The organism is Luteolibacter sp. Populi (genome assembly GCF_040801775.1).
GTDB lineage: Bacteria > Verrucomicrobiota > Verrucomicrobiia > Verrucomicrobiales > Akkermansiaceae > Haloferula.
Genome location: NZ_CP161812.1, coordinates 451,778 through 475,899 on the forward strand (window position 1 = coordinate 451,778; position 24,122 = coordinate 475,899).

General features: G+C 63.8%; 15 protein-coding genes and 1 pseudogene. 9 read left to right on the top strand and 7 right to left on the bottom strand.

Going from position 1 to position 24,122, the window contains the following annotated elements:
- Positions 1-328: 328 nt before the first annotated feature.
- Positions 329-1,123, top strand: a pseudogene (locus ABWK72_RS01780) (ThuA domain-containing protein); the annotation flags it as partial.
- 61 nt (positions 1,124-1,184) lie between these two features.
- Positions 1,185-5,471 carry a PVC-type heme-binding CxxCH protein gene (locus ABWK72_RS01785; protein WP_367873064.1) on the top strand — a complete coding sequence of 1,429 codons (4,287 nt, stop codon included), beginning with the start codon at positions 1,185-1,187 and terminating at the stop codon, positions 5,469-5,471.
- Positions 5,472-5,924: 453 nt separating this feature from the next.
- On the opposite strand, the gene ABWK72_RS01790 is transcribed toward ABWK72_RS01785, so the two are convergent.
- Both ABWK72_RS01790 and ABWK72_RS01795 read right to left on the bottom strand, forming a co-directional pair.
- Positions 5,925-7,721: a SulP family inorganic anion transporter gene (locus ABWK72_RS01790; protein ID WP_367875307.1), complete on the bottom strand. Its 1,797-nt coding sequence runs from the start codon at positions 7,719-7,721 to the stop codon at positions 5,925-5,927.
- A 90-nt stretch (positions 7,722-7,811) separates the two neighbouring features.
- A complete protein-coding gene (locus tag ABWK72_RS01795; RefSeq protein ID WP_367873065.1) occupies positions 7,812-9,068 on the bottom strand; it encodes an LptF/LptG family permease in 1,257 nt (418 codons plus the stop codon).
- Positions 9,069-9,316: 248 nt separating this feature from the next.
- Here ABWK72_RS01795 and ABWK72_RS01800 point away from each other — a divergent pair, with 248 nt between their 5' ends.
- Positions 9,317-9,979, top strand: a complete 663-nt coding sequence (locus ABWK72_RS01800) for a D-Ala-D-Ala carboxypeptidase family metallohydrolase (RefSeq protein ID WP_367873066.1) — start codon at positions 9,317-9,319, stop codon at positions 9,977-9,979.
- 300 nt (positions 9,980-10,279) lie between these two features.
- Here the strand turns inward: ABWK72_RS01800 and ABWK72_RS01805 are convergent, their stop codons facing one another.
- The 3 genes from ABWK72_RS01805 to lptD all read right to left on the bottom strand — a co-directional run bounded on the left by ABWK72_RS01805 (position 10,280) and on the right by lptD (position 13,851).
- The gene (locus ABWK72_RS01805; protein ID WP_367873067.1) at positions 10,280-10,702 is read right to left on the bottom strand and encodes an ester cyclase; all 423 of its coding nucleotides are present in this window, start codon (positions 10,700-10,702) and stop codon (positions 10,280-10,282) included.
- 13 nt (positions 10,703-10,715) lie between these two features.
- Positions 10,716-11,357, bottom strand: coding sequence for an NAD(P)H-dependent oxidoreductase (locus ABWK72_RS01810; RefSeq protein ID WP_367873068.1), 642 nt, complete (start codon positions 11,355-11,357; stop codon positions 10,716-10,718).
- A 76-nt stretch (positions 11,358-11,433) separates the two neighbouring features.
- Positions 11,434-13,851 carry an LPS assembly protein LptD gene (lptD, locus tag ABWK72_RS01815; protein ID WP_367873069.1) on the bottom strand — a complete coding sequence of 806 codons (2,418 nt, stop codon included), beginning with the start codon at positions 13,849-13,851 and terminating at the stop codon, positions 11,434-11,436.
- A 252-nt stretch (positions 13,852-14,103) separates the two neighbouring features.
- Between lptD and ABWK72_RS01820 the strand changes: the two genes are divergently transcribed.
- Entirely contained in the window at positions 14,104-15,051 is a 948-nt protein-coding gene (locus ABWK72_RS01820) for a TIGR01777 family oxidoreductase (RefSeq protein WP_367873070.1), read from the top strand.
- On the opposite strand, the gene ABWK72_RS01825 is transcribed toward ABWK72_RS01820, so the two are convergent.
- Complete coding sequence (locus tag ABWK72_RS01825) at positions 15,020-15,289, bottom strand: DUF433 domain-containing protein (RefSeq protein WP_367873071.1); 270 nt, start codon at positions 15,287-15,289, stop codon at positions 15,020-15,022. The genes ABWK72_RS01820 and ABWK72_RS01825 overlap by 32 nt on opposite strands.
- 122 nt (positions 15,290-15,411) lie before the next feature.
- On the opposite strand from ABWK72_RS01825, the gene ABWK72_RS01830 reads away from it, so the two are divergent.
- The gene (locus ABWK72_RS01830) at positions 15,412-16,293 is read left to right on the top strand and encodes a haloacid dehalogenase-like hydrolase (RefSeq protein ID WP_367873072.1); all 882 of its coding nucleotides are present in this window, start codon (positions 15,412-15,414) and stop codon (positions 16,291-16,293) included.
- A 127-nt stretch (positions 16,294-16,420) separates the two neighbouring features.
- The gene (gene mpl, locus ABWK72_RS01835; protein ID WP_367873073.1) at positions 16,421-17,806 is read left to right on the top strand and encodes a UDP-N-acetylmuramate:L-alanyl-gamma-D-glutamyl-meso-diaminopimelate ligase; all 1,386 of its coding nucleotides are present in this window, start codon (positions 16,421-16,423) and stop codon (positions 17,804-17,806) included.
- A gap of 147 nt (positions 17,807-17,953) precedes the next feature.
- Here mpl and ABWK72_RS01840 read toward each other — a convergent pair whose 3' ends face one another.
- Positions 17,954-20,629, bottom strand: coding sequence for a glucosidase (locus tag ABWK72_RS01840; RefSeq protein WP_367873074.1), 2,676 nt, complete (start codon positions 20,627-20,629; stop codon positions 17,954-17,956).
- A gap of 202 nt (positions 20,630-20,831) precedes the next feature.
- Between ABWK72_RS01840 and ABWK72_RS01845 the strand changes: the two genes are divergently transcribed.
- The 3 genes from ABWK72_RS01845 to ABWK72_RS01855 all read left to right on the top strand — a co-directional run bounded on the left by ABWK72_RS01845 (position 20,832) and on the right by ABWK72_RS01855 (position 24,041).
- Positions 20,832-21,794: a helix-turn-helix transcriptional regulator gene (locus tag ABWK72_RS01845; RefSeq protein ID WP_367873075.1), complete on the top strand. Its 963-nt coding sequence runs from the start codon at positions 20,832-20,834 to the stop codon at positions 21,792-21,794.
- 91 nt (positions 21,795-21,885) lie between these two features.
- Positions 21,886-22,263, top strand: a complete 378-nt coding sequence (locus tag ABWK72_RS01850; RefSeq protein WP_367873076.1) for a VOC family protein — start codon at positions 21,886-21,888, stop codon at positions 22,261-22,263.
- Positions 22,264-22,400: 137 nt separating this feature from the next.
- Positions 22,401-24,041, top strand: coding sequence for a family 16 glycoside hydrolase (locus ABWK72_RS01855; protein ID WP_367873077.1), 1,641 nt, complete (start codon positions 22,401-22,403; stop codon positions 24,039-24,041).
- Positions 24,042-24,122: the final 81 nt, after the last annotated feature.

Genomic DNA, 24,122 nt, shown 5'->3' on the forward strand with positions numbered 1-24,122 from the left:
CGGCGGCGGAGCCGCGGAAGACACCTACCGGTGAGTCCGCCTGAAGGCGGGACTACTTACCCTTGGTGGCGGGCTTGCTGAGACCGTTCGCTTGACGGAGCAGACGAGAAAGATGGCGGATTCGGAGGGCGGTTCGCGCATCGGTGGATCAAAGCGGCGGAGAGACTTTCCAGGGTTCGTAGCGCGGGGGGAGACGGAGTATTTGGGCCCGTCTTCCTCCGCGCGTTCTTGTCCGGTGGCAGGCGGTTCGGCGATTCGGCAGCTTGGCAGTTGATCCTCCGCAATTTTTTGCGTCATGCTTGCGTATTACCGCACCGATTTTTTTGCCATGCGACTTCACCGATCCTTCCTCCTCTTGTTCGCGCTCGCCTGCGGGACCGCTGCGGCGGCTCCGAAGCGGATTCTGTTCCTGGCCGGGAACGATACCCATGCCTGGGGCCAGCACCGGCACGGGGCGGGGAGCCGGCTGCTCTGCGACTCGATCAAGGAGGGCGGGGAGGTGGATGCGGAGGTGATCACGGAGTGGCCGGACGCGGGGACGCTGGCGAAGGCGGACGCGCTGGTGATCTATGCCGATGGCTGGGACCAACATCCGGCGAATGACAAGCTGGCGGAGCTCGAGGCTTTCATGAACGCCGGCAAGGGGCTGGTGGCGCTGCACTGGGCCACGGGGATCCAGGCGCAGGATCCGAAGTCGAAGGACCAGGGGAAGGATCCGCGGCGCGCGCAGTGGCGGAACCTGATGGGGGCGGACTTCGAGGCCTTTTATTCGATCAGCAATTTCTGGAACGCGAAGTCGGCGGAGCATACGGACCATCCGATCATGCGCGGGGTGAAGCCGTTCTCGCTCTACGACGAGTGCTACTTTTTCCTGCGCGAGTGCGATGCGGACCACGGCCATGTGCAGCCGCTGTTCAAGGTCTATCCGCAGAAGGAATTGGTCGAAGCGGGGCTGAGCCCATACCGCGGGAATGATGCCGCGCGGGCGGCGGTGGACGGGGAATCGCCGCAGTGGGATGCGTGGGCTTTTCCGCGGCCGAAGGGCGGGCGGGCCTTCGGTTTCACGGGCGGGCACTTCCTGTGGAGCTGGGCGAACGACGATGCGCGCAAGATGGTGCTGAACGGGATCCTGTGGAGTGCGGGGGCGGAGCTGCCGGAGGGTGGCCGCGCTTCGAAGACGCCGGATGCCAAGCGCCTGTTGCAGGGGGGCGAGAAGGAGAACCCCGGCTGGACCGAGAAATCCCTGCAGGTACTATCTGGACCGGGCGAAGGAGGGCGAGATCGTCGATTGGGGGAACTATTCAAACAAGCCGCTGCCGGAGCCGCCGGTCTCGCTTTTCGATGGCAAGACGCTCGATGGCTGGGAGATCCTGCCGGGCGAGGAAAAATGGTGGAAGGTGCAGGACGGGATGATCACCGGTGGCTCGCTGGAGGAGAAGGTGCCCTTCAACACCTTCCTGGCGACGAAGAAGCGCTATGCGAATTTCGACCTGCGGCTGAAGGTGAAGCTGACGCAGGGTGAGGGCTTCATGAACTCCGGGGTGCAACTGCGCAGCCGCCGGGTGAAGGACAATTCCGAGATGGAGGGCTACCAGGTGGATGCGGGGACCGGGTGGTGGGGGAAGTTGTACGATGAATCCCGTAGGAACAAGGTCATCGGCGAGCCGGTGGATGCCGCGGCGATCCAGGGGACGGCGAAGGATTGGGAGTGGAACGAGTATCGCATCCGCTGCGAAGGGCCGCGGATCCGCTCGTGGATCAACGGGGTGAAGGCGCTGGACTACAAGGAAGAGGACGGCGCGATCCCGCTGGAAGGATTGATCGGCCTGCAGACGCACGGCGGCGGCAAGCTGCTGGTGCAGTTCAAGGACATCACGATCGCGGAGCTGCCGGCGACGGAAGGTGCGCCGAAGTGGGAGGATGCCTCGGTGCGCTCGCCGGAGACCGAGATGGCGACCTTCAAATTGCCGGAGGGCTTCGAGGTCGAGCTGGTGGCTTCCGAGAAGGAAGGCGTGGGCAAGCCGATCACGATGGCATGGGATCACTCCGGGAAGATGTGGACGATGACCGCGCTGGAGTATCCGGTGGATGCGAACGAGAACCAGGCGGAGGCGGACGCGCTGTATGCGAAAGGCGGCAAGGACAAGGTGCTGGTCTTCGACGAGCCGTGGAAGGCGGGTCCGCAGACGCCGCGGGTCTTCGTGGACAAGCTGGCGATCCCGCTGGGGATCATGCCTTACAAGGGCTCGGTGTATGTCCAGCACGGCACGGAGATCCGGCGCTACATGGACATGGACCAGAACGGGAAGGCCGATGATTTCGAGGTGGTGCTGAAGGGCTTCGGGATCCAGGACTCGCACCTCTTTCCTCACCAGTTCGAGCGATCGCCGGGAGGGTGGTTCACGCTGGCGCAGGGACTCTTCAATTACTCGAAGGTGAGTCGACCGGATGGCTCGCCTTTTTCAAGCGGGCCGGTGGAGGTCGCGCTGAACCAGTGTAAACTGGCCCGCGCGAGACTCGATGGTTCGGACTTCGGCCTGCTCACCGCAGGCCCTAATAATATCTGGGGGTTTGCCACGGGGCGGGACGGGAAGGAATTCCTGCAGGAGGCGAACGACATGGGGCACCCGGTGTCGGAGTTCATCGATGGCGCGCATTACCCGACGGGCTCGAAGGAGAAGTTGAAGGCGTATGCACCGCAAGTGCCGGAATCGACGCCGGGGCAACCGATGGGCGGGACGGGCTTGAGCGGCCTGGCACTGGCCGAGGACGAGGGCAGCGCCTTCGCGGCGCAATGGCCGGGGAAGCGGGTTTTCTACATCGCGAATCCGATCACGAACCGGATCCAAATCGTGACCCTCGATAAGGATGCCGCGGGGAATCCGAGGTATAAGAAGGAGGAGGATTTCCTGGTTACTTCCGACGTTTGGTTCCGGCCGGTTTCGGTCCAGTTCGGGCCGGACGGCTGTCTCTACATCGCGGATTGGTGCAACAAGATCATCTCGCACAACGAGGTGCCGCGGAATCATCCGGAGCGCGACAAGACCCGCGGACGGATCTGGCGGGTGAAGCCGAAGGGCTTCCAGCCGGCGGCGCAGGCGGACCTGACCAAGCTGGCGGTGCCGGAGTTGTTAGAGCAACTGGGCGCTCCGAATGCGCGGGTGGCGCGGATGGCTTGGGAAGAGATCGGGGATCGTGCGGATCCGGGGCTGGTGCCACTGCTGAGCGAAGTGGCGACGGATGAGACGCAGCCGGTGGCGAAGCGCCTGGGGGCGCTGTGGGCGGTGCGCGAGATGCGGGCGCTCAACCGCGATCTGCTGCTGAAGCTCTCCGGTGACAAGAATCCGGACATCCGGCGCGAGGTGATCGAGGCGGCGGGAGATGCGCGGGGTGTCGGTGGCAGCCTGTTTTTGAAGATGGTGGTCCAGGCGAAGGACGCGGGCCCTGAATTCGGGGTGTCCTGTGCGCTGGCGAATGCGCTGCTCTATCAGAAGGAGCCGACCACGGCGATGGTGACGATCATCGCCAATCTGGCTCCGGCACCGCCGAGCGGCGGCGGGCGCGATGCCTATGAGGCGAACTTCCTGCGCTACCTGATCCGCCGGGCGCTGGAGGCGCATCCGCTGGTGACCTGGACCTTTTTCTCGGGACAGGAAGCGGAAGGCGAGGAGGCACGGCGGATTGCGGCGCTGGCACTGCCGCCGCAGGATGGGGCCGCGGCACTGGTGGGGCTGATGCCGGGCTTGAAGCGGCCGCTGGATGCGGACGAACTAGGTCTGTTAGGCTCGCAGCTTTCGCAGTCGAAGGTGGCGAATGCCTTCGGGGAGCAATTGGGGAATGTGGCGAATCGCGAGAGCATGCTGCGCTCGCTGCTGCGGCTGGATCCGGTGGCGGCGTCCGACGAGGCGCTGCGGACGGCGGTGGGCAAGGCGACGGAGGCGATGGTGAAGGAGTCGCCGGACAAGCTGCCGCTGGCGCTGGATCTGGCGCGGCGTTTCCGGCTGCGCGAATTGGGGCCGATGATGACGAGCCTGGCGCTGAAGGAGGAGCGTCCGGCGGAATTGGCGATTCTGTTGCGGGCGATGAACGAGAGCGGGGCGGCATCGGAAGATGTGTGCCGCAAGCGGCTGGATCACGCGGATGCGGCGGTGGCGCGCGAGGCCTTGATCGGGTATGCGTCGTCGGGAGATCCGGTGGCGGTGGCGGAGATCGCCGGGCGGTGGCCGAAGCTTTCCGGGGCGATGCGGCAGTTTGCGGTGAACGGGATGGTCTCTAACAAGACCTGCGCCCTCGGATTTGCGCGAGCGGTGGCGAAGGGTGAGTTCGCGGGCTTCGAGCCATCGGCGGTGGAGAAGTTGGGCGCGGTGCTGGGGTCGGATAGCCCGGACTTCCAGGCGGTGCTGGGGAAGGTCGATGGCTTGTTGGTGCGCTCGATCCGTTTTCCCGGGAAGCCGGATGCGGTAATCCCGGCGAACCTGACGCTGGAGGGGCCCTTCACGGTGGAGACCTGGGTGAAGCTTGAGGCGGGAATCGACAACCGCGACGGGCTGTTAGGCACGCAGGGCGGCGGGGCGGATATCAATTTCTACGATGCGCGGCTGCGACTTTACAGCGGGACGGCTGACGTGGTGATCGCGGACCGGCCGGTGGAGGCCGGGAAGTGGACGCACTGCGCGGTGACGCGGGATGAGGCAGGCAAGGTGGCGCTGTATCTCGATGGCGAGCCGGTGGGGGTCTCGGGTGGTAGCTTCAAGGCGGCGATGCGGGGGCTGGATCTCGGGCGGGCGAACCAGCGTGGCGGGACGGAGGGCAGCTTCCTGGAGTGCCGGGTGTGGAGCGTGGCGCGGAGTGCGGGTGAGATCATGGCCGAGCATCGGACGCGGTTTCCGGCGGGCACGGCAATGCCCGGGCTGGTGGCCCGGATCACGGGCGACGAGGCCGGGAAGCAGCCGGTGGGCGGTGCGGCGCTGGAATGGACTTCCGACTTTCCGGAGCTGCTGACGCCGGCGGCGGCGAAGGCGATGGTGGCGAAATTCGAGCGGGTGCGCGGGCTGGCGGCGAAGCCGGGTGACGCGGCGGCGGGCAAGCAACTCTTCCAAGCGAGCTGCATGATCTGCCATCAGGCGAAGGGTGAGGGGACGGCGATCGGGCCGGATCTGAGCGGGGCGGGGGCGATGGGCACCGAGAGCCTGATGAGGAACGTGTTGACGCCGAATGCGCAGCTTGAGAGCGGCTACTACCGGCACGATATCGCGCTGGAGGACGGTAGCCTGGCGAGCGGTTTCCTGGCTTCGGAGAACCGGGACATGATTGTGCTGCGGCAGATCGGGGCGGATGAGCGGGCGATCCCGAAGCGGCTGGTGAAGGAGCACACGGTCTCGAAGCGGAGCTTGATGCCGGAGGGCTTGATCGACGGGTTCACGGATCAGCAGGTGGCGGATTTGTTTTCGTACTTGGGGAGTTTGAAGTAGGCAGGAGCGAACGAAAAACGCGGAGGCGCAGAGGGCGCGGGGAAAGGCAGAGAAGTTTGCTAGCTTTCAGTGTTCAGTTTTCAGCGAAGGTAGAGAACGGGGTGATCGGGCCGCCTACTTTTTGGCTCTCCGTCAGGTTTGCTGAAGCTCTTCGAGGAGGCTCCCGATGCGGATCGACGCCCCCCTTTGCAGCGCAGCCGCTTTGGAGTGCGGCGGGCATCGCCGCTTTCCTGCGCGGCGTGCCGGAGAACGCCGTCACGAGTCCATCCCTTCGTTTCCCCCCTTTGCAATGCAGGCAACCGTTACGTCGCGGGGCGGCGCAGAGGCGAATTCAATGCGGCGATCTCCATTCCAGATCGCCCCAAAGCGGCGATACCCGCCGCACTCCAAAGCGGCTGCGCCGCCCTCTTGGGCAGACGTATCGCGATCCATCAGCAAACCTGACGGAGAGCCTTACTTTTTGGCGGGGTCGTAGAAGATGCGGATGTCGGCTTTCTCGCCGCCTAACAGTTGCTGGGCCCGCTTGAGGGCGTCGCGGGTGGAGAGGTTGGGATTGCTGGGGCGGTTGAGGAAGATGTTGCTTTCGCCGGTCTTGCGGTTGGCTCCGTCCTGGATGGTGACGAGGACGCCGGAGTTCTTGAGGACGCGGTAGACGTCGCGGGTGGCGCCGGAGACAAGGACGTGGCGGTCGTTGGCGCGCATGAATTTGACGAGGTCCTCGAGGGCGAGGACCGAGGTGGCGTCGAGGTGGCGGGCGTTCTTGAGGCGGAGGATGATGATCTTGAGGGATTCATCCGCAGCGGTGCGCTGGATCTGGGTGCGGAAGAGTTCGGCGGCGCCGAAGAAGAGGTCGCCCTCGACGTGGACGATGGAGATGGCGGGGTTCGGGCGCTGGCGTTTCTCGCCCATCTGGCGGAGTTCGCCGGCATCGCTGAACTCGTATTCGACGAGGTGGGGGCGGCTGGCCTTGCGCAGGAAGAGGGTGATGGAGACCGCCACGCCGATGAAGATGGCCACGTGCAAGGGCGCGATGAGGGTGGCGATGAAGGTGGTGACGAGCACGGCCGCATCGTCCGGCGTGGAGCGGGCGCAGACGCGGATATTGTGGCGGTTGATGAGGGCCAGGGCGATGCCGATGACCAATGCGGCGAGGACGGCCTTCGGAACGTAGTCGATGAGGGAGATGCCATAGCGGGGCAGCCAGGCGATCAGGAGGGCGGTGGAGAGGACGAGGACGCCGGAGTAGATCGAGGACATCCGGGTGCGCGCGCCGGAATTGAAATTGAGGGAGGAGCGCAGCAGCGAGCCGGAGGCGGGCATGCCGCCGGCGATGGCGGAGGCGACATTCGCGACGCCGACGGCGAACATGTCCTGGTTCACATCGGCGCGATCGCCGGAGCGCGAGGCGATGGTTTTGGCCATCAGGGTATTCTCCAGGCAGGCGAGAAAGGCAATGGCGAGCGCGACGCCTAACAGCGCCGAGATGTCCTCGAAGATTCCGCTGCGGGTCAGGTCCGGGAAGGAGGGCAGGAGGTCCGCGGGGCTGAAGGTCCGGAAGCGGGCGACGCCGCTGAAGGGGCCGGACTTCTGGTGGGCGAGGGTGCCGAAGACGGCGGAGGAAAGGATCAGGACGATCGCGAGATTCGGCCAGCGCGGCTTCCATTTTCGCATCAGGAAGAAGGCGAGGAAGGTGCAGACACCGATCAGAAGCGGAGGCCAGACGGCTTCCGGCAGGGCGCGGATCAAGGCATCGACGAGGCCGATGAAGGTTCGCGGGCGGAGTGCATCCACCTCGTAGGCGACGCCTAACAGGTGCTTGAGCTGATTGGTCATGATCAGCACGGCGGCTCCGGAGACGTAGCCGACGAGCACCGAGCGGGAGATGTATTGGAGAAGGTCCGCGACGCGGAGGATCGAGCCGATGAGGCAGAAGATGCCAACCATCAGGACCAGCAGCGGGACCAACTGGGTCTCGCGGGTGGCGAGCAGCGGCTCCACGGCGAAGAAGCCGAAGAGCATGAAGGCGGTGGCATTGGTGGGGCCGAGGATGGTGTGGCGGCTGCCGGCGACGAGCGGCGCGATGATCGAGGCCGCGGCGGAGCAGGCGATGCCGAAGACGATCGGCAGCTCGGCGATGGCGGCGTAGGCGATGCCCTGGGGAATATCGAGCAGGGAGACATTGAGCGCGGCCTTGCCATCGGCGCGGAATTTCTCGCGGCTGTAGTTCCGCCAGGTTTGGAGGATCGGCAGCGGGTCGAGCTTGCCCCCCGGAAGAACTCCACGAGGCGGCGGAGGATCCGGCGGGGGTGGAAATGGTGACTCATGGAAACGCCGCGGGCTTCAGCGGAACCGCGCGCGGCGCAGCAGGAAGAGGCCGAGCACGATGCACGCGACATTCGGCCCCCAGAGACCGAGGAGGACCGCGGTCTTGCTGGACCCGCCTGCCATCCCGCAGACGAAATAGGCAGCTCCGATGAGGAGACTCAGCATCAGGCCGGTCGAAGTGTCCTTACGGCGCGCCTTGATCCCGAGGGGAATCCCGATGAAGGCGAAGGCGAGGCAGGCGAAGGAGGAGGCATAGCGGCGCTGGGTCTCCGCCCAGTAGCGACCGATGAGGTAGTTTTTGTTCATCCCCGGGTGATCCGCGATGTAGGTGCGGATCTCCTCGTTGGTCATCGTCGGCGGCTTGTCCTTCTTCTTGGGATCGATGTCGTAAGGGATGACCAAGGGGATGGCCTCTCCGGGGAGGACCATCTGCGGCTTGCCCGCGGAGTCCTCGGACTCGAAGTAGGCATTGAAGAGATGGAAGCGGAACTCGCGCTTTTCATCGTCCACCACGGCCTGGGCGCTCATGGCGTGGACGTAAACTTCCCGGGTATCGTTGTCGTCGTCCTCTTTTTTCTTCCCGTCCGTGGAATCCTTTTCCTTCGGGGTCTTGGTCTGCGAACTCTGCGCCTTGGCCTCCTGAGCTTTCGGGTCCAGATCCTTGGCGGCCTGCTCCTTTGCTTTCTTTTCCTTGGCTTCCTTGGCCTTGGGATCGGCTATTTTGAAGATATGGAGGCCCTTGATGTTGGTGCCGTCGGATTCGTCGAGGTAGACGCGGACGTCCTTGGCGCTGCTTTCAAGGCGCTCCAAGCCATCCTGCTGGGCGGCGGCGCGGAGCATGCGCTTGGGGTCCTTCAAGAAGGCGTGGATGAAGATCCGTTCGATCTGCTGGTTGGAGACCGGGGCGACCTTGACATTCAGCCACAGGCAAAGGGCGGAGAGGGCCACGCCGATGGCGAAGACGGGTGCGGAGAGCCGCGTCAGGCTGATCCCGGCGATGTGGAAGCCGGTGAGCTCCTGATCCGAGGAAAGGCGGCCGAAGACCAGCAGGACCGCGGAGAGGAAGGCCCACGGGATCGTGTAGATCAGGGAGAAGGGAACGACCGCGGCGATCAACTCGGGGACGATGGAGAGGGGCGCGCCAGCCTCCACCAGCAGCGGGCGCAGCTTCTGGAAGAGGCTGCCCATCATCAGGATCGTGCTCAGCAGGAAGATGGCGAAGACCGTGCCGACGAGCACTTGGCGGCCAATGTAGCGGTCCGAAAGACGCATGGATGTGCCGGAGCTTGACGGCGGAATCCGGGGCTGTCGAGTGGCGAAAGGGGGGGCATTTGCGCCGCCGGACGACCGGGGCGGCTCCCTAACGGTTAGCGAATCCGGCTGAAAATCCTTGCGACGGGCACCCTGATTGCTTTCCTGCCGGTCGAATTCGTCGGGGAAAACCAGGCGGATGCGATTCCTCAACGACGGAAAAGGCCGGTCCTTTTCCGTCATTCCCAGCCAGCCCGAACCCTCACTGCATGTCCCAATCGCCTGACGCCGGAGCATCCCGGCCGCCCTTTTCTCCCACCCGTCGCGGTGCCCTCGGCACCCTCGGCTTCGGAGCCCTCGCCTTCTTCGGTTCGAATTCCCCGGTTTCCGCGATGGTGACCGGGAAGTCGAACCAGCCGAAGGTGGTCGTGCCTACTGCAGGCGGCGGACCGGTGCCGATCGATCTGTCGAACCTGCCGCCGGAGTGGGTGCAGCGCCAAGGGAACGAGCTGAAGGTTTACGCGGCCTATTTGACCTCGATCCGCTTGCAGCGCCTGACGCCGCAACAGGTGATCGAGGCGCATGCCAAGCGCCATGGCCAGATTTGGAACAGCCTGCCGCCGCGGAGCTTGTGGCGGCAGATGGTGCCGACCTTGCGGGTGGTGGACCGGGTCGCCGTGGAACTCGGCCAGCCGGTGGGGGAGATTATTTCGGCTTATCGCTCGCCCGCCTACAACGCGACCTGCCCGGGAGCCCGCAGCGGTTCCTGGCACCAGGCGAATGTGGCGGTGGATGTGAAGTTCGCGGCGTCGCCCTCGACAGTCTCGGGGGCTGCCCGGTCGTTGCGGACGCGCGGTCTATTCCGCGGCGGTGTGGGAAGATACGGAAGCTTCACGCACATTGATACGCGGGGAGAAAATGTGGATTGGTGAGGGGGGGGCGCCTTGGCTATTTACCTACCGGTGAGTCCGCCTGAAGGCGGGACTACGTACCCTTGGGGGCGGGCTTTGAAGGGACCGTTCCTGCGTACGCGCCTCGGGCGCCGGAGGAGTCCAACCCTCCGGCGCCCGAGATTCTCGACAAGGAAACCTGACTCGTTCCTCCATCCTCAAGCCGAAACAGCTCAGTGATGGGGAGACCCTAACGGGTTCACCGGCCTGCGTAACCCCGTCATCGCGTAGAGTCAGTCCGCAAAAAAAATGGGTCGTCGGGGAGTCCTCCAAAAACGGATGTCAGACCGTCGCCATTCCGGACATGCACTGCATCACCGCCCCGAGATTCCAGAAATCCCAGCCCTCGACGATTTGGCCGCCTTGGACGCGGAGCCAGGTGACGCCTTGGAAGTCGAGCTTGGCGTCGGTCGGGGCGATGCCCAGGCCGTCACCGGTGTGGGTGCCGGTGGCGTGCCAGTGGACACAGACGTCATCGCCATCGGCGAGGCTGTTCATCACTTCCAGCTTGAGATCCGGGACGGCCCGGACGAACTCCGCTTGGAATTCCGCGAAGCCTTCCGGACCGACAGCCTCCCGGCCGCCTTCGAGGTGACCGATGGCTCCGGGGGCCATCAATTCCCGCATCATCGCGATATCGCGATTGTTCCACATGGGGCCGAACCAAGCTTCGCCGACTTGCTTGGGAGTGCGCGTCTTGTTCATCGCGGCAACATGCCTAGCGATGTTCGATGATTTCTTCCAGCGGAAAACGTGACTTGGGAGATGATGCGTATTTGTCGTCCGTCGAGCGGTAGCCGGCGGCGCAGGCGACCGAGGTGGCGTAGCCGCTGCCGGAGAGGCCGAGCACTTCATCGTAGGCGGCGGGATCCATGCCTTCCAGCGGACAAGTGTCGATGCCTAGCACCGCCGCGGATATCATGAACTGGCCCAGCGCGAGGTAGGTCTGGCGGACGTTCCACGCATGGCGCGCCTCCGTGGTCATGGCGGCCGCATAGCCTGCGATGACGCTGCGGTAGCCGCCGAGGCTATCGACGGGGCGGTCCTGTGCGGTCGCCAGCGAGGCCATGTAGCGATCCACATCCGCCTCGGTCATGTCGGTGCGGGTGGTGAAGACTACCAGGTGGGAAGCCTCCGTGATCTGCGTCTGGCCCCAGGATTTCGTGGCCAGCTCGGCGCGCAACGCGGGATCGTCGATGACGAGGAACTTCCAGGGTTGCAGGCCGAAGGAGGAAGGAGCGAGGAGCAGAGCCTGCTCAAGGACAGCCCAATCGTGCGAGGAGATCTTGCGTTCGGTGTCGAACTTCTTGGTGGCGTAGCGGAATTGCAGGCATTCTAAGAGCTTGGCGGGAGTCAGCATGGGATCTGAAATTTGAAATTTGAGATATGAAATTTCAGATTTCAGATTTGAGATCTGGGATTCCAGGTCGGCGGGCTTACTGCGCGTCGAGCTTGAAGGGCAGCGAGGCGGAAGGGAATTCCTTCAGGGTGAAACTGAAGATCACGCCGAACTCGTCCTTCAGGCGGTTGTCGCGCTGGGTGATGCCCATCGAGGCGACCCAGTGGTTGAAGTCGCGGTGGATGGTGTACTGCTGGACCTCCAGGGTGCCGTCGTCGAGTTCCCAGAGTTGGAAGAAGCCGACGCCCCACCTGTCATTGAGGCGGGCGTAAGCGCGGAGGTCGATGCGCTGGGAATCGGTCAGCACCGGATGGTTGTCGAGCAGGCGGTGGCCAACGGAGAATTCGAGGTTCTCATTCGGCATGAAGCGGGCGCGGGCGGCGACTTCCGAGAAGCCGGAGCCGTTGTCGATCACGGGGAACTGCGTTTCGAGGGTCATCCCGAACCAAGGCAGGGGATTCCAGCGCAGGTCGTTGTAGAGATTCGAGAAGTTGCGGTTGTAGTCGGGATCGGTGATGAAGGCGTCGAAGTAGGTGTCCATCGAGAGCCAATCGAAGCTCTGGCCGTCGCGTTTCGTGATCAGCTTGTTGCGGACGCCGAGGCGGACGATGCTCCAGTCGCGAAGGCTATCGACAGCGGTGAAGCTGGGCACCGAGAGCGGTTGCGGGCGGGTGCTGAAGGTCTCGCGGTCAACCGCCGGGAAGAGCGGGTCGAGGTCGTCTGTGGAGATGTAGGAGAAGCGGGTGTAGGGCTGGATGACGTGAAGCAGGCCGTCCAAGCCGAAGTCGCGGTCCTTTATGTCGCCGAGATCCTTCGAGAACTTCATGGAGGCTTCCATGCCGGCGGTCATGTGGATCCGGTCGATCGACTTGGAGGGGCCGTTGACCTCCCAGTAGCGGCTGTAGCCGAGGCCGACTTCCGGGGTCAGGTTCAGCCAGTCGCCGATCTTGGTCGGCATCGAGAGTTCCTGGTAGGTGTGGAAGCGGTTGTAGCCCGGGCTGAAGAGTTGGTCGGTGAGACCGGGCAAGGCCGGGCTGCCCGGCGGGAGCGAGCGGATGGTCTGTATCAGCTGGCGCTCGTAGGTGGGCAACTCGGCGAGGAGTTGGGGCACCCGGGGGTCATTCCCCGGCAGGCGCAGCAGCGGGCGGATCGCCGACAGCGAGGCGCTGCCCATTTCTTCCTCGAGGAAGGACAGGGAAATGCTGCCTTCGTGAAGAATCTGCGAGCCGAAGAGCGGGCGGCGCGCGAAATCCATCGCGATTTCCGGCGTGCGGGTGTCGGAGCGGTAGAATTCATTCGGCCGGACGCGGGCGACGGCGCTGAAGAGCGTGCCATCGTCCCGGCGGTAGAGGCCGAGGGTGTTATCGGGATTCGGATCGGTGCGGAAGATCTGCGGCTCGAAGTCTTCCAGGTAGTAGTTGTCGCTGAGGATGTTGAGGTTGGCATCGAAGCGCCATTCGGCATCCTTTTCGAATTCCAGCGGGATGCGGTGCTGGAGGGCGAAGCGGTAGCGGTCCTCATTGACGTCGGTGCGAGGGAGGCCGGTGCGGCTGATCTCCGGGTCCAGGTCGTTCGCGTAGTAGAGCGAGAGGCCGGTGAGGTTCGGGTTGTCCTTGAGGCGGGTGTCGAGCAGATCGACGCCGGTGCCGAGGCCGCGGCGGCCGCGGAGGTCGACGTGCCAGCGGGACAGCAGCCAAGCGTCCTTGTTCTCCCCGGTATCAGGGTCGGGCGTGCCGCCGAGCATGATGCCGTAGCTATTGAGCAGGAAGGCCCCCCAATTCGAGCGCGCGCCGGGCACGAAATGGTAGCCGAGCTCGCTATCCAGCGGCTGGGAGAGGTAGGGGAGCCAGAAAATCGGCGTATCGCCGGCGTAGAGCCGGAGGTTCTGGAAGGTGACCTTGTCTCCCGGATAGACGGTGGTTTCCTTCGCGCGCATCCAGAAGCCCGGGTCTTCCACATCGTGGGTAGTGACTCCGGCGTCGCGACCGACGAAGACCTGCTTGCCGCCGCGGTCTTCCATCGTGAATTGTCCGGCTTCGAGGATGAAGGGATCGACGCCGGCGCGCAGGCCGGAGGAGTCCATCTTCTGCTGGCCCCAGAAATAGACGAGTTCGTTGCCGCGCTGGAGGAGATTGCCGCGGTAGACGCTGACATTGCCGGTGAGGGTCACCGATTCGGAGGCGGTGTCCGCGATGGCGTGCTCGGCGAAGATCTCGGTGCCCTCCCTGGTGGTCATCTTCACGTCGCCATCGACGTAGAACTTGCTCTCCTTGCCCCTCCAGACGGCCTTCTTCGAGCGCAGGGTCATGCCGTTGTCGGTCTCGACGACGAAGGGGCCGGAGAAATTGTACACCTGTTCGACGAGGTTGAAGGTGTTGGTCATGCCGGTCTGCTTGATCTTCAGGTTCTGCGGCATGCCCGGCATCGTATTCGTCGCGCCCGGGAAAAGGTCCATACCCGGAGGGGGCGGAACGGGGGCGATGGGCAGCGGCACTTCTGCAACGGGGGCCTGAGGGTCCGGTGGAAGCTGGGGCTGCTCGGGAAGAACCGGTGGATTCTGGGCTGCGAGGCGGATGGCGGTGAGTAAAAAGGCAGGGAGAACGGCGACCCTCATCGTGGCGGGATGAGACGGGCAACCGGATTTGAAGTAAAGGGGAAAGCCCGAAAGCGGTTGCAGGATGTCTGATACCGAGGAATTTGTTGGTGAATGACATCACGAGCGGAAACCCTGGGCATCGTCGGCGCGTCCGGGTTCATCGGTCGCGAGCTGGCCCGGCAAGCGTCCGCGGCGGGCTGGCAGGTGTGCGGATACACCCGGAAGGCGAAGCCGCCCGATGCCGGGGTCGCGGAGTGGCGGGAGTGGAACGAGGTGCCGGACTTCAACGGGATCTCCGCGGTGGTGAATCTGGCGGGCGAGCCGATCAACCAGCGCTGGACGGCGGATGCGAAGCGCCGCTTCTACGACAGCCGGATCGGCGCGACCGGACGGATTGTCCGGGGTTTGTCGATGCTGGGTCGCTCGGAACGCCCGCACGTGCTGGTGAATGCCTCGGCCGTGGGAATCTACGGCGAGCGCGGCGACGAGATTCTGGAGGAAGGCTCGCCGACCGGGACCGGGTATCTGGCGGAGCTCTGCCAAGCGTGGGAGGACTCGGCGGACGGGGTGGCCCGGCTCGGCCCGCGGGTGCTCAAATGGCGCACCGGGCTGGTGCTGGGCAGGGAAGGGGAGGCTTTCAAGAAGATGCTGCTGCCCTTCCGGCTCGGACTAGGCGGGCGCTTGGGCTCGGGGAAGCAGTGGGTACCGTGGATCCACGTGGCCGATCTGGTCGGCGGGATCTTGCACGGGATCGGCTACGGCGGAGTGACGGGGCCTGTAAACGGCTCGGCACCGGAGCCGGAGCGGAACGAGGATTTCACCCGGAAGCTGGCAGCGGCGCTGCAGCGTCCGGCGGCACTGGCGGTCCCGGAATTCGCCCTGCGCTGGATGATGGGGGATTTCGCGAGTGCGATGGTGGCTAGTCACCGGGCGGTGCCGCGGGTGTTGTTGGAAAGCGGGTATAAGTTCCGGTTTCCGACGCTGGAGATGGCGCTGGGGGATTTGGTGGGGAAGGAGCAGGCTTCGCTCAGCCGTGAAGAACCAAGCCCTCGCGGGTAACCGCTGGCAGTGGCTCGAGACGCTTTACCCGGCTCAGCTTCGCGGCATAGGCGTGGACGGCGCGAAGGTCATCCGGTTCAAGATCCGGATAATCGGCGAGGATCTCCGCCTCGGTGGTGTCACCGCTCAGGAGATCGAGTAGAAATTCCACCGGGTAACGCAATCCCCGGACGCAGGGCTTGCCGTGGCAGATCTCGGGCGAGGTGGTGATTCGCTTCAGAAGCTCTTCCGCAGGCATGAAACCAATTTAGCGGATACGAGCAGATCCCGCAAGCCCCCGGCTGTGCTTGGTAGAACGTGCGTCCCGTCTTTATTCCGCTTGCGGGGCGGGGTGGGGGCTGGTTCGCTTCCCGCCGCCCCATGGCTTCACCCCAGAACACCATCGCCCTGGTCTTCGACTACGATCAGACGCTCAGTCCGCGCTACATGCAGGACGACGTGCTGTTCCCGGAGTTCGGGATCGACCCGGCGCAGTTTTGGAAGAAGTGCAATACGCTGGTGGTCGAGCAGCAGTGGGACGGCGAAATGGCGTACCTGAAGTGCCTGCTGGATTACCTGCAGATGGACCAGGTGAGCAATGCCCGGCTCTCGGTGCTGGGTGGCGGCCTGCGGTTCTTCCCCGGGGTTCCGGAGATTTTCGACACCTTGCCGGGAGCTTCGCTGAACGCGGGGCACGAGGCGGCGGGGATCAAGATCGAGTTTTACATCATTTCCTCCGGGCTGAAGGCGCTGCTGGATGGCAGCCGCCTGAAGGACAAGGTGAAGGCGATGTTCGGCTGCGAATTCGGCGAGGATTCGCAGGGCCACATCAGCTTCCCGAAGCGGGCGATCTCGCACACCACCAAGACCCAGTTCCTGTTCCGGATCAACAAGGGCATGCTGGACTACTCGCAGGATGTGAACGACCACATGCCGCCCGACCAGCGGCCGATCCCCTTCGAGAACATGGTCTACGTCGGTGACGGGCCGACCGATGTGCCCTGCTTCACCGTGATGAACAAGAACGGCGGCCACGGCATCGCCGTCTACAATCCGGAAGACCCGACCGGGAAGAGCTTCCGGAAATGCTTCCAGCTCTCCACCCATGCCGGGCGGGTGAAGCACATCGCGCCGGCGGATTACCAGCAGGGCAGCCATCTGTGGCTGCTGCTTTCCGAGATGGTGCGGGAGATCGGCGACCGGATCCTGCGCCGCCGGACCGAGGAGCGGGACAATGCGACGGTGGCGGCACCGACCTTTTGAAGAGAAAAGGAATGGAACCGCCAAGACGCCAAGTTCGCCAAGGATGGAAAAGTCCGGGGCTGGAACGCGGCCGGGCGTGTGTATCTGTTAGAAGCTGGCGCTGAAGCCTTTTACGAAAACCCATTTCATGTCTGAGAAGAAGCATTTCCATTTCACCGGCGTCTGCGGGACAGCCATGGGTGCCGTGGCCGTGGCGATGAAGCGCAAGGGCTTCACGGTCACCGGTTCCGACAACAACGTCTATCCGCCGATGTCGGATTTCCTGCGCAACGAGGGGATCGTGATCACCGAGGGCTACCGCTCGGAGAACCTGCCGGAGACGGCGGATGTGATCGTGATCGGCAATGCGATCAGCCGCGGCAATGAAGAGGCGGAAGCGGCACTATCTCGGAAGTTGCTCTATCAGTCCCTGCCTGAGGTGATGAAAGAGCACTTCCTGCGCGGCAAGCGGAACTACGTGGTGAGCGGCACGCACGGCAAGACGACGACCGGCTCGATGCTGGCATGGATCTTCCTCTCCGCGGGCCGCGAGCCCGGGTGGATGATCGGCGGCCTGCCGAAGAACCTGGGACGCGGCGCGCAGTTCAGCGAGTCGGAGTTCAACGTGCTGGAGGGCGATGAATACGACACGGCCTTCTTCGACAAGCGTTCGAAATTCCTGCACTACCTGCCGGAGGTGGCGGTGGTGAATAACATCGAGTTCGACCATGCGGACATCTATTCGTGCCTGGATGAGATCAAGCTGACTTTCAAACGCCTCTTGAACGTCGTGCCGCGCACCGGCAGCGCGATCATCAACGGTGACGATCCGAACTGCATCGAAGTGGCCGCGACCGCGCCTTGTCCCGTGCAGAAGGTGGGGATCGGAGAGGGCAACGATTTGCGGATCACGGAGATCGAGTACGATGCGGAGCGTAGTTCCTTCAAGCTCGGCGGCGAGCGCTACTCGCTGCGGATGACCGGCGAATTCAACGTGCGCAATGCGGCGATGGCCACGGCGGCGGCGCTTTTCGCAGGGCTGACGCCGGATGAGATCCGCGATGGCCTGGAGTCGTTCGACGGCGTGGCGAGGCGGCAGGAACTCCGCGGCGAGGCCGGCGGGGTCAAGGTGATCGACGATTTCGCACACCACCCGACGGCGATCAAGTATGCGGTGGGCAGCTTGCGGCAGCGCTACCCTGACAGCCGGCTATGGATTTTGTTCGAGCCGCGATCGAACACGACGCGTCGGGCGGTGTTCCAGAACGAGCTGGCGGAAGCGCTGGCGCTTGCGGACGAAGCGATCATCGCGGAGATCCCCGATCTTCACAAGTTCCCCGAGAACGACCGCCTAAATCCGGATCAGCTGGTGGTGGACATCCTTGCCCATGGCGGCAACGGGCGCTACATCCATACGGTGGATGAGATCGTCGATACGGTCGTGAACGAGGCCGAACCCGGTGATGTGGTGGCGGTGCTGAGCAACGGTGGATTTGGCGGGATCCACAAGAAGCTGTTGGAGAGGTTGGGGTAAGGCGGGTGCGGTGGGATTCCGATGATGCGTAGGTCCATCGATAAGCGGAACGAAAGGCCTTAACGGGCCATTCACTTCACGTGGATCTTGATCGCACGTGGCTTCGTCCGCCTGAAGGCGGGACTACGTACCCTTGGTGGCGGGCTGTTAGAGCGCCTTCTGGCAGAGCTTCTCGCGGCGGTCGCGGACGAGGCGCACGACCAGCGAGGTCCAGCCGGTCTGGTGGGATGCTCCCAGGCCCTCGCCGGTTTCGGAGTGGAAGTACTCGTGGAAGAGCAGGAGATTCTGCCAATGCGGGACATCGCTGTAGCGCTTGGCCTCGCCGAAGCAGGGACGGTAGCCTTCCTCATCCCGGCAGAAGAGCGAGATGAGGCGGTCGCAGATGTCGATGGCGACTTCCTTCAAGGTCTTCTGCTCGCCCGAGCCGGTGGGATATTCGATCTTGAAGCTATCGCCGTAGAAGTGGTGGTAGCGTTCGAGGGCCTCGATGATGAGGAAGTTGATCGGGAACCAGATCGGCCCGCGCCAGTTCGAGTTGCCGCCGAACATGTCGGAATCCGACTCGCCGGGAGTGTAGCGCACTTCATTCCGCACGCCGCCGTGCTCGAAGATGAAAGGCTCTTTCTCGTGCGACTTGCTGAGCGAGCGAATGCCGTATTCCGAGAGGAATTCCCGGGGATCGAGCATGCGTGCCAGGGTCTTCCGGAGCTGGGCTTCCGAAGGGATGGCGAGCAGGCAGAGCGCCGACTTCTTGTCGCCGGTATTGCGGCGGATGTTGATGTATTTGAGCAGCTCCGGGCGGCTGCTGAGAAACCAGTCCATGCGCTTCCGGAAGCCGGGTAGCGATTCGATCTTGGTCTGCTTGAGCACCGTGACCGCGCACATCGGCAGCAGGCCCACCAGCGAGCGGATCCGCAGCGGGAGGGGGTCGTCGTGATTGACGATGAGCTGGTCGTAGTAGAAGCCGTCCTGGTTGTCCCAGAGGCCGGTGCCGCCGAGTGAATTGATCGCGTCGGTGATGCTGACGAAGTGCTCGAAGAACTTCGAAGCGATGTCCTCGTAGGCGGGCTTCTCTTCCGCGAGTTCCAGCGCCATCGCCAGCATCAGCAGGCAGTAGGAAGCCATCCACGCGGTACCATCGGCCTGGTGAAGCTTGCCGCCGTCGGGCAGGGCGTGGGAGCGGTCGAAGACCCCGATGTTATCGAGTCCCAGGAAGCCGCCGCCGAAGACGTGGCGGCCTTCCACATCCTTGCGGTTGACCCACCATGTGAAGTTGAGCAGCAGCTTCTGGAAGGCGCGCTCGAGGAAGAGCATATCGCGCTGGCCCTTGGGGTTGGCGATCTTGTAGACGCGCCAGACCGCCCAGGCGTGAACCGGCGGATTGACGTCGGAGAAGTTCCACTCGTAGGCCGGGAGCTGGCCGTTCGGGTGCATGTACCACTCCCGTAGTAGCATCAGGAGCTGGTCCTTGGCGAAGTCCGGATCGACCGCCGCGAAGGGGATCATGTGGAAGGCGGAGTCCCATGCGGCGAACCACGGATATTCCCACTTGTCCGGCATGGAGAGGATGTCGCGGGCGAAGAAGTGGACCCAGTCCGAATTGCGGCCGTTGAGGCGGGCTTCCGGCGGTGCCGGGCCGTCGCTGTCGCCCTTCAGCCATTCATCGACGACGTAGTGATAGAACTGCTTGGTCCACAGCAGGCCGGCATAGCCCTGGCGGCAGATCAGATACTCGTCCGGATTGAGACCGGGGGTGATCACCTCGTCGTAGAAGGAATCGCACTCCGTGCTTCGTTCGGCGAAGACCTCGTTGAATTGGTCGAGACCGGCGATCTCGTTGTTGCCGACCGTCGAGTGCAGGCGGCAGCGCACGGTCACCGTGGCCCCCGGAGCCAGCATGAACTCGAAGTGCGGTGCCGTCTTGGTGCCCATCGGCAGCGGCGAAACGGCATCCTCCTCGCCGTGGATCAGGAGCTTGTGGAAGCCATCCTTCACATACTCCGAGGGCCCGCCGATGCCGTAGATGGCCCGGTAATCGGTCTCGTTCTCGGTGAAGAGCCAGTTGGTTTCCGACCCGGCGTCCGGTGAATCGGCGTAAAAGAGGTAATCGCCCAGGGTCTCGTGGGACGCGAAGACGTGATCGCCATGGAGCGCGAGCGAGGGTTTGCGCAGCGGGGTTTCGCGCTCGCTGCCCCACTTCCACACATTGCGGAACCACAGCATCGGCAGGACGTGGATGGGTGCCGGGTCGGGGCCGCGGTTGGTGATGGTGATCCGCCACAGGATGTCCTCCGGCGAACGCTTGGCCACCTCCTGGACCACGTTGAAATAGCGGCCGTCGTCGAACATGCCCATGTCCGCGAGTTCCAGTTCGGTGCCCTGGCGACCGCGGCGGGCGTTTTCCTCGCGGATCTCGGTGTAGGGGAACTTGGCGTGGGGATACTTGTAGAGCGCCTTGGTGTAGGAGTGGGTGGGGGTGGACTCGAGGTAGTAGTAGCACTCCTTCACGTCCTCGCCGTGGTTGCCCTCGTTCCCGCCAAGGCCGAAGAGGCGCTCCTTGAGAATCGTGTCATTGCCGTTCCACAGGGCGGGGGCGAAGCAGAGGCGGCACTGGCGGTCGCACCAGCCCTGCAGGCCGTCCTCTCCCCAGCGGTAGGCACGGCGGCGCGCGTGGTCGTGGGGGAATTCCCCCCAGCTCCAGCCGTGCTCGGAGTAGTCCTCGCGCACGGTGCCCCACTGGCGCTCGCTGAGGTAGGGGCCCCATCGCTTCCAGTTCTTGCCCCGCTGGCGATCCTCCTCCAGTCGCTCGTGTTCCCTCGTCATTCCAAGCCGTTAGAGCAGAAAGCAGACAGGCTGCCAAGCCGACTGAAAATCTTGCATTTGCGACGGAATCGGGTCTTCCGGGTGGCTGAGCCCTTCCTGTAGGAAGAGATCCCGTGAACGCCCCCGCTATCCCATCCCTCCGGGCCCCGGATTTCCCGTCTTGTCCGCTTTCCACCGGGCGGATAGGGATGCTGCCGCCCGCATGAACCGCATCGACCGTCTGACCGGCATGATCCTGCTGCTGCAAGGCCAGCGCGTGATCACTGCGGAGCAGATCGCCGATCACTTCGAGATCAGCGTGCGGACCGTTTATCGGGATCTTTCGGCACTGGGCGAGGCCGGGGTGCCGATCATCGCCGAGGCCGGCATCGGCTACAGCCTGATGCGCGGCTACCACATGCCGCCGGTGATGTTTACGGAGGACGAGGCGGCGGCGCTCTTCATGAGCGGCGAGGTGACGGAGCAAGTGGCGGACGATTCGCTGAAGCACTCGCTCCGTGCCGCGCTGCTGAAGATCAAATCGGTGCTGCCGCAGGAGAAGCGCGATTACCTCGGGCGCTTGAAGAATGCCATCGGCGTGTGGTTCCGGCGCAGTGGCAATGAGGACCGCGGGCTCTCTCTGATGCCGATCCAGGACGCCGTGGTGCGGCGGCGCTGCATGGCCCTGCGCTACGATGCGGCAGGCCGGGGCAAGATCTCGGTGCGGGTGGTGGAACCGCTGGGACTGGTCTTCTACTCGCGGCAGTGGCACCTGATCGGCTGGTGCCGCTTGAGGAAGGATTTCCGGGATTTCCGGCTCGACCGCTTCGCCGGTTGGGAAGTGCTGGCCGAGTGCTACGATGGCCACGCGAGCTTCTCCGTGAAGGCCTTTCTACAAGAGAAGATCGATAGCGACGAGCTTTCCCCGGCAACGATCCGGGTTAGTCGCGAAGCCCTTGACCGCTTCCGCTCGGAGATGCCCTGCACCGCGTGCGAGGAAAAGCGTCGGGAAGACGGCAGCATGGAGCTGGAAATACTCACATGTTCGTTTCCTTGGCTGACTTCATGGCTGCTGAGCTTCGGGACCGAGGTGGAAGTGCTTGATCCGCAGGAACTGCGGGATGCGCTGCGTGAGGCTGCAATGGCAGTGGCGGCACGCTATGCGGAGGATTTCGCGGGGGTCTGAAACCCTCCTGACATAGGGTTGTCAGCAGGCCGTGTTTGGTTGGGTCCGTGAGCCCGAAGGAAGGGCAAAGCCAAACCAACCTAACATGACCATGAAAGACGACGCATTGAACTGGTTCGAGATCTTCGTGAACGACATCGACAAGGCCAAGGCCTTCTACGAAGCGATCCTCAAGTCCCCCATGACGAGCATCCCCGCCGGAGATTGCGGGATCGCGATGGCGATTTTCGCCTGCAACCCGGAACTCGGGGTCGGCGGGGCCCTGTGCCAGGCTGAGGGCTACAAGCCGGGCCCGGGCGGGACGATGGTTTACTTGAATGTCGAGGGCGATCTCGATGGAGTGCTTGAACGCATTCCGGCGGCAGGAGGCAAGGTCATCAAGCCGCGCACGGCGATCCCGCCGCACGGCTTCATGGGGATCTTCGAAGATCCCGATGGCAACCTCGTGGGCCTGCACAGCATGGCTTGAGCGAAAAAGCGACGATTCAACCGGATGCCCGCCGTCGCCAACGCGGCGGCGGGCCTTCTTTTCACCGCTCATTATGACAATTTGTCTGACAGCTTTAGTTTTGTTTGGAGGTAGGACTTCTTGTTCAATCCGCTTTCATGAAAATCCTGCTACCCGCCTCCGGTCTCTTGTTCGCGCTCTGTTTCCCGGCAAACGCTCAAAGCGAATGGAAGAGCCTCTTCAACGGCAAGAATCTCGAGGGCTGGACGATCACGATCGATAAGGAGAAGCCCGGTGAGGATGCGGACAAACTGGTGCAGATCCGCGACGGCGCGATCCACATGTATCCGGACACGGATCCGGAGACGAAGGTGCCCTTTGGCGTGATCACGCACTCCGGCACCTTCTCGCGCTTTCACCTCGCACTCGAATACCGTTGGCTCGAAAAGAGATTCTCCCCGCGCAAGGCCGCGCTCCGCGATGCCGGGCTGCTCTACCACGCCTCCAACACCGGGAAGATCTGGCCGCCTTCCGTGGAGTATCAGATCCAGGAGGGCGACAGTGGCGATATCATCTTCATCGAAGAATCGGGCTTGAGCTGGATGCATCCGGAGCCGGCGATGGCACCGAAAGGGCAGGGGGATGCAGGCTTGCTTCCGGAGAACGGTGGCTTTCCGCGGATCGCACAGAGCTTCACCTACTTCGGCCGCTTTCCCGAATACGATCACCCCACCGGTTGGAACCGGGCGGAGGTGATCGTGCATGCCGACGAGTCGGCAGAACACATTCTCAATGGCCACGTCCGCTCCCGGCTCGCGAATATCCGCCATCTAACAGGTGGTGCGCTCAAGGAGGGTAAGATCTGCCTGCAACTCGAAGGCGCGGAGATCCAGTATCGCGACGTCCAGATCCGCGAACTCGATGAACCGCTCCGCGCCGACCGCGGCGTCGCCAGCCTCAGTGCGGTGCTGGACCAACAGGCGCGCGACCAGACGGTCACGGTGCGCAATCCCCTGGATCGTCCCTTGGCGGCGGAACTCTCGATCGACGGCGTGGATGCCGGAGCCTTCACCGCGCATGCCGAGAAGATGATGCTGGCAGCGGGCGAGAGCATGCATGTGCACCTGCGCTTCCGCCCGACCCATGGTGCCGGCCGTTACAGCGCCGGGCTGCGGATCGGCTCGCCGGAGAGCGGGGCCTTCGTGGTGTTACAGGGCATCGGACTTGCGGCTTTTGAGGGGAAGAACGAGCCCGCGCTGCAATCGATCGTGCATGCCTTGGGCATCCCGCTGGACGTCGGCGGCAAGTCCTTGGAGCTGGACACGAATGCCGACTCGATCGGCAAAGGTATTGCGGCATCGGCCTTCGTCACCGCTGGAACGGGCAAGGTCCGGGTCACGCCGCTGGCAAGATTTTCCCCGCCGGGCGACACGCCTTTCGGCTTCACCCTCGCCGGTGCGATGGAGGTCGAGCTGGGCATTCTAACGGATTCGAAAGAACTCCCGGATGCCCACCAGTGCCTCTTCCCGCCGCTCAAAGATGGCGCGGCGGCGGTGGAATTCTCACCGCCTGCTTCCGCGTCCTTCAGTCTCTGGATGCAGGGCCCGAAGTATACGAGTTCGACAATCCCGGGCGCGGCCAAGGGAGCGACGATCAAACATACCGGGCGGGTTTTCCCCGTGAGCGATTTCCAAGGCCGCGTGCTGGAGAATGCCTGGCTGGTGGGCTTCGAGGAAGCGGCGAACGGGGACTATCAGGACGGGCTGTTCCTGATCGAGAATGTGAGGCCTGCGCCTTGAGATCCCGGGAGCGCGGACTTTAGTCCGCCACTTCCGTTCAGAAGACAATTGTCAGAGCCTTCGCCTGCTTGACCCATGTGG